This window comes from Prevotella sp. E15-22, assembly GCF_023204875.1.
Taxonomy (GTDB): Bacteria; Bacteroidota; Bacteroidia; order Bacteroidales; family Bacteroidaceae; genus Prevotella.
Map to the genome: position 1 here is coordinate 2372309 of NZ_CP096247.1, position 12218 is coordinate 2384526.

Annotated in this window: 9 protein-coding genes and 1 tRNA gene; 3 read left to right on the forward strand and 7 right to left on the reverse strand. The window is 47.5% G+C overall.

Annotated features, from left to right (window positions below; genetic code table 11):
• Positions 1-363: 363 nt before the first annotated feature.
• A complete protein-coding gene (locus M1D30_RS09640; protein ID WP_248503446.1) occupies positions 364-1386 on the reverse strand; it encodes an aspartate-semialdehyde dehydrogenase in 1023 nt (340 codons plus the stop codon).
• 161 nt (positions 1387-1547) lie between these two features.
• On the opposite strand from M1D30_RS09640, the gene M1D30_RS09645 reads away from it, so the two are divergent.
• The 3 genes from M1D30_RS09645 to M1D30_RS09655 are packed head-to-tail and all read left to right on the forward strand — an operon-like array spanning position 1548 to position 5044.
• A complete protein-coding gene (locus M1D30_RS09645; RefSeq protein WP_248503448.1) occupies positions 1548-3677 on the forward strand; it encodes a cation:proton antiporter in 2130 nt (709 codons plus the stop codon).
• Positions 3678-3701: 24 nt separating this feature from the next.
• Entirely contained in the window at positions 3702-4421 is a 720-nt protein-coding gene (locus tag M1D30_RS09650; RefSeq protein WP_248503450.1) for an ABC transporter ATP-binding protein, read from the forward strand.
• A complete protein-coding gene (locus tag M1D30_RS09655) occupies positions 4418-5044 on the forward strand; it encodes a S1 RNA-binding domain-containing protein (protein ID WP_248503452.1) in 627 nt (208 codons plus the stop codon). The genes M1D30_RS09650 and M1D30_RS09655 overlap by 4 nt, the downstream gene beginning before the upstream one ends.
• A 38-nt stretch (positions 5045-5082) precedes the next feature.
• On the opposite strand, the gene M1D30_RS09660 is transcribed toward M1D30_RS09655, so the two are convergent.
• The 6 genes from M1D30_RS09660 to M1D30_RS09685 form a co-directional block, all read right to left on the reverse strand.
• Positions 5083-6012: a hypothetical protein gene (locus M1D30_RS09660; RefSeq protein WP_248503454.1), complete on the reverse strand. Its 930-nt coding sequence runs from the start codon at positions 6010-6012 to the stop codon at positions 5083-5085.
• A 145-nt stretch (positions 6013-6157) separates the two neighbouring features.
• Positions 6158-7597 carry an asparagine--tRNA ligase gene (asnS, locus tag M1D30_RS09665; RefSeq protein ID WP_248503456.1) on the reverse strand — a complete coding sequence of 480 codons (1440 nt, stop codon included), beginning with the start codon at positions 7595-7597 and terminating at the stop codon, positions 6158-6160.
• A 49-nt stretch (positions 7598-7646) separates the two neighbouring features.
• Complete coding sequence (locus M1D30_RS09670; RefSeq protein WP_248503458.1) at positions 7647-9065, reverse strand: pseudouridine synthase; 1419 nt, start codon at positions 9063-9065, stop codon at positions 7647-7649.
• Positions 9066-9124: 59 nt separating this feature from the next.
• Positions 9125-10486, reverse strand: a complete 1362-nt coding sequence (purB, locus tag M1D30_RS09675; protein ID WP_248503460.1) for an adenylosuccinate lyase — start codon at positions 10484-10486, stop codon at positions 9125-9127.
• A 198-nt stretch (positions 10487-10684) separates the two neighbouring features.
• Positions 10685-10759, reverse strand: a tRNA-Val gene (locus M1D30_RS09680).
• 244 nt (positions 10760-11003) lie between these two features.
• Positions 11004-12155, reverse strand: coding sequence for an OmpA family protein (locus M1D30_RS09685; RefSeq protein WP_248503462.1), 1152 nt, complete (start codon positions 12153-12155; stop codon positions 11004-11006).
• Positions 12156-12218: the final 63 nt, after the last annotated feature.

A 12218-nucleotide genomic window follows, 5' to 3' on the forward strand; every position in this document is an offset into this window, starting at 1 on the left:
GTTGAAATATGTGACAAAAAACTGGGGGTCTGAGAAAACACCAACTAGAACGAAAAAAGGGAGCAAAAACTCCCTTTTTTCATACCCCCATCGATTTCACCTTGCAACGGAGGCTGTTTTACACCCTAACGGAGGCTGTTTTACTATGCAAAACAGCATGAGTTGCAGTGTAACTCAGGCTCCGTTACAACCTAAACGAATATTCGATTGCGTTCTAAATCTTTACACTTTTCTCGTCAATTTCGCAACCACTTCATTTTCAGCGCTTTACAAACTTGTTCATGTTTCGCCTGTACGCACAAAAAATTTTTTTGGTGCAGAATTTTTAAATCTCAGCGAGGCTATTGTAAAACAAAATCCATGTTATTTGAAGCAGGGAAGTGCCTTCTTCTCTACCAGATACTCGCCAATCTGCACGGCATTCAAGGCAGCACCCTTGCGAATCTGGTCGCCTGAGAGCCAGAAGGTCAGACCGTTCTCATCGGTGAGGTCCTTACGCACACGACCAACAAAAACATCGTCCTTTCCAGCCGTCTCGAGAGGCATGGGATACTTCAGGTTAGCAGGGTCGTCAACGAGCGTGCAACCAGGAGCCGCTGCAATGGCTTTCTGTGCCTCTTCCACGCTGATGGGCTTCTCAGTCTCAATCCAAACAGACTCCGAGTGAGAACGTAACGAACTGACACGAACACACATAGCCGAGCACTTGGCATCGGTATGCATAATCTTGCGAGTCTCGTTATACATCTTCATCTCTTCCTTGGTATAGCCGTTGGGCTGGAACACATCAATCTGGGGAATCACGTTATAGGCCAACTGGTGGGCAAACTTCTTGATGGTCTTCACCTCGCCTGTCTCCACTATCTCCTTATACTGCTGCTGCAACTCGGCCATGGCGGCTGCACCTGCGCCTGAGGCACTCTGATAAGATGACACATGGATGCGCTTGATGTGACTGATATTCTCGAGGGGCTGCAGAACAACCACCATCATAATCGTGGTACAGTTGGGATTGGCAATGATGCCGCGAGGGCGCTGCAAAGCATCCTCGGCATTGCACTCAGGCACCACCAAGGGCACATCGTCGTCCATACGGAAAGCGCTTGAGTTGTCGATCATCACGCAGCCGTACTTCGTAATGTCCTCCGCAAACTCTTTGCTGGTGCCAGCACCTGCCGACGTAAAGGCTATATCTATATCCTTGAAGTCGTCGTTGTGCTGTAAGAGTTTCACGGTCAGTTCTTTACCCTTAAAGGTATACTTGGTACCAGCAGAACGCTCAGAACCAAACAACACCAATTCGTCCATGGGGAAATTTCTCTCGTCAAGCAGGCGTAAAAACTCCTGTCCTACAGCGCCTGAAGCGCCAACAATTGCTACTTTCATTCTATATACGATATTAATTATACCATTTGGTCTGCAAAATTACAAAAAACTTTCTTTTATCGTGGCATTATTACAGAAAAAGTTGTAAATTTGCAAACAAATTGATACATATTCATGATTTATTCCAGCATCCTGCCAATCAGGACGCTTTATAAAGCATTATGGAAGCACAGGTTGTCATAGAGCCACTGATAAAGGACCCCACGCTGATATTCTTCGTGGTACTTCTCATTATTCTCCTCGCACCTATTGTGATGAGTAAGCTGCGTATTCCGCATATCATCGGCATGGTTCTGGCTGGTGTGCTCATTGGCGAACATGGACTCAACTTGCTGCAGCGTGACATCTCGTTTGAGGTTTTCGGACAGGTGGGCCTTTACTACATCATGTTCCTGGCTGGCCTGGAGATGGATATGGAGAGCGTTAAGAAGAACTCGAAAAGACTGCTTATCTTTGGACTTCTCACTTGTATTGTGCCATTGGTGCTGACCTATCTGATGTCGATATCCATCCTGGGATACAGTGGGCAGGCTTCGTTCCTGCTGGGCTGCATCATGGCTTCAAACACACTGGTGGCCTACCCTATCATTGGGCGCTACGGACTGCAACAGAACTCCAGTGTGATGATCAGCGTGGGCTCGTCCATGCTGTCGCTCTTCATGGCCCTGGTTATGCTGGCCGGCCTGGTGGGTTCGTTCAGTCCTGACAGCGGCTTTCTGTTCTGGGTGTTCTTCCTATTCAAGATTGCTGTGTTCTGTGCAGGCAGCATCTTGCTGATTCCTCGTCTGGCTCGCTATTTTCTGCGTCGATATAGTGACGCGGTGATGCAGTATATCTTCGTTATCTCTGTGATGTTCCTCAGCGCGGCCTTGTCGGCATTCATTGGACTGGAGGGCATCTTCGGCGCGTTCTTCTCAGGACTGATTCTCAACAGATACATCCCACATGTGTCGCCGCTGATGAACCGTACGGAGTTCATTGGCAACGCCATCTTCATTCCTTATTTCCTGATTGGCGTGGGCATGCTGATCAACCTGAACACGCTGGCCGACGGAGCCGAGATATGGGGCATCGTATTACTCATTGCTTTCATCGGCACCTTTGGCAAGGCTTTGGCGGCCTATATCTCTGCCCTACTGTTTAAACTAACCAAGGCGGAGGGGCACATGATGTTTGGACTGACATCGGCTCATGCTGCTGGTGCCATTGCCATGGTTATGGTGGGCCGACGCCTGCTGATGGACGACGGAACGGCACTGGCCGACGACAACATGCTGAATGGCGTGGTTATCATGATTCTGGTTACGTGTATCATCTCAACGATGATGACGGAGAAGGCTAGCAAGGAGATTGTCTTCAGCGAGCGTGCCGTGCCTGACATGAAGAAGCCACAGCAGGACGACGAGAAGATTATGGTGTGTGTGAAATATCCAGAGATTGCACCACAGCTGCTGGAGTTGGCACAACTGACAAGGAACCAGAAACTGAAACGCGAGTTGGTGGCACTCAACGTGGTGTACGACGGCGAGAACAGTGCCCATGAGCGCGAGCAGGGCATGCGACTGCTGGAGCAACTGCAGCGACAGGCTAGCGCTTCGGAGATGCAGGTGCAGACGCAGGTGCGACTGGCTACCAACATTGCCAACGGCATTAAGCATGCGTTCCGCGAGAGTGGCTGCTCTGAGATTGTCATGGGTATGCACGTGCATACTGAGGTGACCAAGAAGTTCTGGGGTGAGTTTATTCAGAGCCTATACAACGGTCTGAACCGCCAGATTCTTCTCATGCGATTCACCCAGCCGCTAAGCACCTTACGACGTATTCAGGTGGCCGTGCCCAGCAGGGCTGAGTTTGAACCTGGATTCAACCGCTGGCTGGAACGTCTGTGCAGATTTGCTTGTCAGTTGGACTGTCGCATTCAGTTTCATGGGCGCCACGAGTCGCTCACGCTGATAGAGCAATATGTGAACAACCAGCACCCTAGCGTGCGTGCAGAATATACATATATGGCGCATTGGAACGAGCTGCCTCAGTTGGCCAGTCACATCGGCACGGACAATCTACTGGTGGTGGTTACAGCACGTAAGGGTACCATCAGTTATAAGGCGGCGCTCGACCGTCTGCCCGATGAACTCACAAAATACTTCTCTGGCACTAATCTCATGATTATCTTCCCTGACCAGTATGGCAATACGAAGGAGGAGAAGATGAGCTTCACGGAGGCTCAGCACCACGAGGAGAACAGTATCTATGATACGCTGATGAACTGGATTAATAAGAAAAGAGTTTAAAAAAGTGTAAGTCAACGAAAAGACATGATTGACATTAAGAATATTACGAAGAGCTTCGGCTCGTTACAAGTACTTAAAGGCATTGACCTCCACATAGACAAGGGTGAGGTGGTGAGCATCGTTGGACCAAGCGGTGCTGGCAAGACAACCCTACTGCAAATCATTGGTACACTGGACAAGCCTGACACGGGTTCTGTATTTGTCGACGGTATCGACACCACTACCCTATCTCAGAAGGCTTTGGCCGACTTCCGCAACCGTCATCTGGGCTTTGTGTTTCAGTTTCATCAGTTGCTGCCTGAGTTCACGGCTATCGAGAACATCATGATACCTGCTTTTATTGCTGGCACATCGCAAAAGGCGGCCAAAGAAAGGGCGAAGGAACTGTTACAGTTTATGGGACTGACAGATCGTGCCAGTCACAAGCCAAACGAACTCAGTGGCGGCGAGAAGCAGCGTATTGCCGTGGCACGTGCCTTGGTGAACAACCCTGCCGTCATATTGGCCGACGAGCCTAGTGGCTCTCTCGACTCAAAAAATAAAGAGGAACTGCATCAGCTGTTCTTCGACTTGCGAGACAAATTCGGCCAGACGTTTGTCATCGTCACTCACGACGAGACGCTGGCCACGATTACCGACCGCACCATCCATATGCGTGACGGTCTGCTGGAGGTGCCTGCAGTAACTCCTACAGCCAATGAGTCGGATAACCTTATAATCACTAATACAAATTCTGAAGCATGATTAAACTTGGCGATTACAATACCCTGACGATCCTCCGTCGCGCTGATCAGGGCCTCTATCTGGAGGGCGACGAACAGAGTGGCGACATCTTGTTGCCCAACCGCTATATTCCTGAGGGTGCAAAGATTGGACAGACCCTGGAGGTGTTTATCTATCTGGATCAGGACGAGCGACTGATTGCCACGACGGAACATCCATTGGCCAAAGTGGGCGAGTTTGCATGGATGGAGTGTGCATGGGTGAACGAATATGGCGCATTCCTGAAATGGGGACTGATGAAGGACCTCTTCTGCCCTTTCCGCGAACAGAAGCAACGCATGGAGATGGGCAAAAGCTATTATGTCTATGTGATGGAGGACGAGCAGACGCATCGTCTGATGGCTACGGCCAAGGTGGAGAGATACCAGAAGAAAACTGGCTACGAGCGTAGTCTTGATTTTGCCGAGGTGTTGCTGTGCTATCTCTACGAACATGACGGACACTGCGAATTGGGCGACAAGAGTCCTGCCGAGGAGATTGCTGCCTGTTTCGGTGTGTCGAAGAAGATATACAAAAAAGCCATCGGCGACCTGTATCGCCGACGACTTATCGTTATCACAGAAAATGGGATTCAGCTGGCTTAGCGAATCCCATTTTTCGTTTTATATCGTTCTTTCTGTTCTTAGAAGATCTTACCAGTAAGGCGGACGGTGAGTGAAGGATAAACAGAAATCTTGGTGATGGTCTTAATCACATCACTGCCATCGCCTCCTACTTTCGACTCGTCCAACTTGCTCTCGCCAACAAAGGTTTTTGTACTCTTATCGTAGGTCGGTGCATAGATCTTGGGGGTGTTCCAGAACTGCACACCTAAATCAACCTGACAGCCAATACGTTTCTTGGGCACACAACTGCCAAAACCAATACCAACATATGGACGGAAACCACTTACCTGGATGCTAGCCTCCACATTACCATTGTCAGCAGGATCAGGGGTAACAAAATAATCGCCTAACTCAGCGCCAATCATCTTCAGATTAAATTTCTGAACCACTTCCTGATTCAGAGAGCCACCAGGATGTTCCTGCGCTTCTATCATAGCGTTGTTCCACTGGTTTACAACAGTCAGAGCACCTTCTTCTCGATTATAGACCTTCACCACCTTCTTGCCGCCAAAATAGGCACCCACTGTAGCATGGAAACTGTTCTTGGCACCAAAGGGATATACGTCTATCAGAACGTGACCCGTGGTATTACTTAACTTGCCCTGGATATCCAACTTCCTGGGAAGTTCACCACTAGGAAGAATAGACTTATCAATCTGCTTGTCTGCCGGGAGATACTGGTTCAACTGATCGATATAAGTAGACATCTGCTGAATAGACAATGAATGGTCGTCTACTCCCAGGTTCAGGTCCTTGTTAATCTTAATCTGTGGCATGATATCCACACCTGCACGCACACCAAACAAATCAGTAATACGCGCCGCCACATCAACGGTGATGCCTGTGGTACCCACACCTACACTTCCACCTACGTGTTCAATCAAAGGAATCTGCGCAGATGCTGTCAAACCAAGCATCATGCAACTCAACAACAATAATTTCTTCATACCATGATTGTTTTTTGGGTTAATACTATTTGGGGCAAAATTAAACAATATTTTGCAATATGCCAAATTTTTAAATACAAAAGTGGTATGGGGACAAAAAAACGAGTTCCGAATTATCGGAACTCGTTTTAGATATTGTGTTTTCTTAGAACTCAGCACTCTTCGGCGTACGTGGGAAAGGAATCACGTCGCGAATGTTCTGCATACCTGTTACGAACAAGATAAGACGCTCGAAACCAAGTCCGAAACCTGCGTGAGGACATGAACCCCAACGACGGGTGTCGATATACCACCAGAGGTGGGTCTGGTCCATCTGACGGCGCTCAATCTCGCCCATCAGCTTGTCGTAGTTCTCCTCACGTACAGATCCGCCGATAATCTCGCCAATCTGTGGGAAGAGCACGTCAGTACCCTGCATGGTTGGACCAGGGGCAACTGCACCCTTATAACCTACAGAACCACCATCAGCAGTATCTTGGTTCTGCTTCATATAGAACGACTTGAATGCACGTGGATAGTCGGTCATGATAACTGGCTTCTTGAAGTGCTCCTCAACCAGATAACGCTCATGCTCACTAGCCAGGTCGTCGCCCCAGTTGCAGGGGAACTCAAACTTCTTACCGTTCTTGATGGCCTCCTGCAGAATGTTGATACCCTCAGTATAGGGCAGGCGAACGAAAGTCTCCTTGAGAACACCTTCCAGACGCTCGATAAGGGTCTTATCAATCATCTTATTGAGGAACGCCAGGTCGTCCTTACAGTTGTCAAGAGCCCACTTCACGCAGTACTTGATAAAATCTTCCTCCAGGTCCATCAGCTCTTCCTGATCGAGGAAGGCTACCTCAGGTTCTACCATCCAGAACTCAGCCAAGTGGCGTGGGGTGTTCGAATTCTCTGCACGGAAAGTGGGACCAAAGGTATAGATAGAACCCAGTGCTGTGGCACCAAGCTCACCCTCCAACTGTCCAGATACGGTCAACGAGGTCTGTTCACCAAAGAAGTCGTCGTCATAGATAATCTTGCCGTTCTCGTCCTTCTTCAGGTCGTAGAGGTTCTTGGTAGTAACCTGGAACATGTTTCCAGCACCCTCACAGTCGGATGCCGTGATTAACGGGGTATGGAAATAATAGAAGCCATGCTCATGGAAATAGGTATGAATGGCCATTGCCATATTGTGGCGAATGCGCATCACTGCACCAAAGGTGTTTGTGCGAAGACGCATATGGGCATTCTTACGCATAGCCTCAAAGCTCTGACCTTTTTTCTGCATGGGGTAGTCGTTGCCACAGAGTCCATAGACAATAAGGTTCGTTGCCTGAATCTCGCTACTCTGACCTGCTCCCTGACTCTCAACGAGTGTTCCTTCCGCACAAATACAAGCACCTGTTGTGATATCTTTAAGCAACTGCTCGTCAAACTTTGTGGGATCAACAACAATCTGAACGTTATTGATGGTAGAACCATCGTTCAAAGCAATAAAGTCGACTGCCTTAGAAGAGCGATGGGTACGCACCCAACCCTTCACACATACTTCCTTTCCGTATTCCGTGCTCTTCAGCACGTCAATGATCTTTGTTCTTTTCATTAATTCATCTTGTTTTGTTTGTCGCTAAACCACAGCGACACACTGCACCTTACTCATAAGCGCCCATGCGCAGACGGTCAACCTCTTCCTCTGTGAGGTAACGCCAGTCACCGCGACGCAGGTTCTTCTTGGTGAGACCAGCAAACTGCACGCGATCCAACTTCAACACTTTATAGCCAAAGCTCTCGAAGATACGACGCACAATGCGATTCTTACCAGAGTGGATCTCAATACCAACTTGCTTCTTGTCTACGGGATCGGCATACTCAATAGCATCGGCCTTGATATCACCATCCTCCAAGGTGATACCCTCAGCAATCTGCTGAATGTCATGAGCAGTGACGTTGCGATCCAAGTAAACATGATAAATCTTCTTCTTCAGATACTTGGGATGTGTCAGTTTAGAAGCCAAATCACCATCATTGGTAAGCAACAGCACGCCAGTGGTATTGCGGTCCAGACGACCTACAGGATAGATGCGCTCAGGACATGCATTCTTCACGAGGTCCATCACGGTCTTACGCTGCTGAGGATCATCACTTGTGGTCACATAGTCCTTGGGCTTATTAAGCAACACATACACTTTCTTCTCCAGTGACACAGGATCATCGTGGAACTTCACGATATCAGTACGCATCACCTTGGTTCCCAACTCAGTAACGACCTCACCATTAACGGTGACCACACCTGCCTGGATAAACTCATCGGCCTCACGACGGCTGCATACACCAGCATTAGCGAGGAACTTGTTCAGACGAATGGGCTCATTGGGATCGAAATTCACTTCCTTATACTCAATACGCTTTTTCATTGAGTACTTAGCATTGGGATCATAATCGGCAGTACGAGGACGGAAGCCACCCTGCTGAGGACGCTGACCATAACCACCACGCTGCTGATAGCCTCCCTGCTGAGGACGCTGGCCATAACCGCCACGCTGCTGGTAGCCTCCCTGCTGAGGACGCTGACCATAACCGCCGCGCTGCTGGTAGCCACCCTGCTGACGAGGCTGGTAACCCTGCTCGTCGCCATCCTGATTATAACGAGGACGATAGCCACCCTGCTGAGGACGCTGACCATAACCACCACGCTGCTGATAGCCACCCTGCTGAGGACGTGACTGATAACCGCCACGCTGCTGATAGCCACCCTGCTGACCATACTCGCCCTGAGGACGAGGCTGATAGCCGCCGTTATTATAGCCGTTATTTGTACGAGGACGATAGGGACGCTGAGGTGCCTGACTCTGTAAACCAGCACCAAAACCCTCGGGGCGGAATCCACCCTCATCGTCCTGAGAATGCTTGTTGTAACCAGGGCGCTCATAGGCGTTCACAGCGCGCTGAGTTGTGTGAATACGTGGACGAGGAGAACGTCCTACAGGACGAAATTCCTTCTGGTAGCCCTCGCGGCTAGCACTGCTGTCCATCTGCTGTTCTTCTTGTTTCTTTTCGTTTTCGAAATCCATAATTGTTTTTACTTTAAAAAGGTTGATATTTATGCCTCACGGCTTAACTAATTATTTAATTAAATTCCAGTATAGTTCCAAGGAGTGATTGCCATCAGCTCTTGCTTAACCTCATCACTCACTTCCAAGGTCTGAATAAACTCATGAATAGTCTGTTCATCCATTTTCTTGTTGGTACGTGTCAACGCCTTCAGCGTCTCGTAAGGATTGGGATAGGCTTCACGACGAAGAATGGTTTGAATGGCCTCGGCAACAACAGCCCAAGTATTCTCCAAGTCTTCGTGCAACTTATCCTCGTTGAGAATCAACTTGCGTAATCCTTTCAGTGTGCTCTGGAAAGCAATGAGTGCATGACCCATTGGCACACCTACATTACGCAGCACAGTAGAATCGGTCAAATCGCGCTGCAGACGACTAATAGGCAACTTCTGAGACAGGAAGGCCAGGATGGCATTCGCCATACCAAGATTACCCTCTGAGTTCTCATAGTCAATAGGATTGACCTTATGGGGCATTGCGCTTGAGCCCACCTCACCCTTCTTAATCTTTTGCTTGAAATAGTCCATTGAGATGTACATCCAGAAGTCGCGATCCAAATCGATAACGATTGTATTAATACGCTTCATGGCATCAAAGATGGCTGCAAGCCAGTCGTAATTTGAGATCTGAGTGGTATACTGCTCGCGCTCCAAACCCAGCTTCTCGCTAACGAACTTATTACCAAACTCACGCCAGTCGTACTGAGGATAAGCTACATGATGAGCATTGTAGTTTCCAGTAGCTCCACCAAACTTGGCTGTTACGGGCACATCCTTCAAAGCATTCAATTGCTCTTCAAGACGATAGACATAAACCATAATCTCTTTACCCAAACGTGTAGGCGAAGCTGGCTGACCATGAGTCTTTGCCAGCATGGCCACATTCTTCCATTCCTCGGCATAGTCGTGCAACTGCTCAACCAACTCCTCTATCAAAGGAATATATACCTGTTCCAGAGCCTCCTTAATTGAAAGGGGCACACTGGTATTGTTGATATCCTGAGATGTCAGTCCAAAGTGAATAAACTCTTTAAAGGCTTTCAGATCAACAGACTTGCTTTCAGCAATTGCGTCAATCTTCTCTTTAATGAAATACTCCACAGCCTTCACATCGTGATTGGTCACAGACTCAATCTCTTTCACACGGGCAGCATCCTGCTCGCTAAAATTAAGATAAATGTTGCGAAGTGACTCGAAGAGACTATGGTCAAAGTTCTCCAATTGTGGCAAAGGCAATTCGCAGAGTGCAATAAAGTATTCAATTTCGACTCTCACACGATAGCGAATCAAAGCATACTCAGAAAAATAGCCTGCCAGTTCTTCGGTTTTGTTTCTGTAACGGCCATCAATAGGCGAGATAGCGGTCAGTACGTCCAGTTCCATTGCTTGTTCTTAATACCTTAAATATATACTATATATAGTTCTTTCTTTTAATTTCTTTTAATGTGAGTGCAAAGGTACGAAATAAAATATAATCTGCCACGGATAATTAATAATAATTTTGTAGCAAACACTATTTTTTTTGATATTTAACATGAAAACAAAAAAGGATTGCAATTCTCATTGCAATCCTTTTGTTTGTGGGCGTTGACGGATTCGAACCGCCGACCCTCTGCTTGTAAGGCAGATGCTCTAAACCAACTGAGCTAAACGCCCTTCTTGAACTGTTGTAGCTTTGTGTGCTATCTTGTTCTTGTAAGCGGGTGCAAAGGTACGGACTTTTTTTGAAACCACCAAATGTTTTTCGAACTTTTTTCAAATTTTCTCGAAAAAAGTTGCAAAAAAGGGCAAATCAACCAAAAATATGGCAAAAAAGGGTAAACCAATTAAAAATACGGCAAAAAAAAAGACCGGTGAGCAAAACCCACCGATCTTTTATATGTTTAGTTGCTAAACTCTATTACTTAACAGTAACAACAGCACGACGGTTGTAAGATACAGGAGTAATGTCGTTTACGCCACCAGCGGCAACAACTTCAATCTTGTTCTCAGCAACACCCAGCTTAACGAGCTCCTTCTTAACGGTCTCAGCACGCTTCTGAGACAGAGACTTGTTGTAGTTAGCGCTACCAGTCTTAGAATCAGCATAACCAGTAACAACGAGAGTCTTGTCGTTGTCCTTAGCAACCTCAGCCAGAGCCTTCAGGTTAACCAGATCCTTCTTAGAAGCAACCTTAGCCTTGCCAATGTTGAAGAATACTGATACGGGAGCAGCAGCAACTTCCTTAACAGTTACAGGAGCAGTAGCCTCGGGGCACTTGTGGTTCTTAATCAGGTTGTTCAGACGAGCGTTCTCTGCGTTAGCGTCATTGAGCTGAGCGTTAAGAGCGTCAATCTGGCTCTGATGGAGAGCTCTGATAGCGTCAACATCGGGAACCTTGTTCCAAGTAGCCTTACCCAAGTTGTAGGTCAAACCGATCTCAACGTTGAGGTCGCGGTCCTTGCTCTTTATAGAAGGCTTGCCATTACCAGTAGTGAAGCCATTGCCATCGAAATCAGGCTCATGGATACCATAAGACAGATCGAGGTTCAAAGCGAACTTACGGCTCAGACGGAACTCGTTCAGCAAACCAGCCTGGAGACCCATAGCATAAGTATTGTAAGACATGTTACGAGCGATGCCAGCACCAGCATAAGGAATGAAGTTCCAAACACGGTCGGGGTTGTAACCACACAGCATATTGCTCAGGTTGAACAGAACCTGCTCGTTAGCCTGCCAATACTTGCTTGCATTATCCTTAGCGTTATCACCATCAACAGTGCGACCCCAGATACCGTTCACCTTAGTACGAAGACCGAGACCAGGAGTAAACCACTTACCGATAGCAACAGAAAGACCCAAATTGTTACGGAAGTCCTTCAGAGGGCTCTTTGACAAATCAAGATCTCTTTCCTGGCTGCTATAAAAAGCAGTACCAGCAACATTAGCCTGTACAAACCAGTTACTCCAGAAAGAGTTGGTTGCAACGCTGTACTTTTCAGTCAATTCATCCTGTGCCATTCCGGCTACAGAAACGCTAGCAAGAGCCAGCACCATTAAAAACTTTTTCATACAATTTTAGTATTTTATAAAAACAATAATATCAAAAATTTGGTGCAAAAGTAGATAAATTAT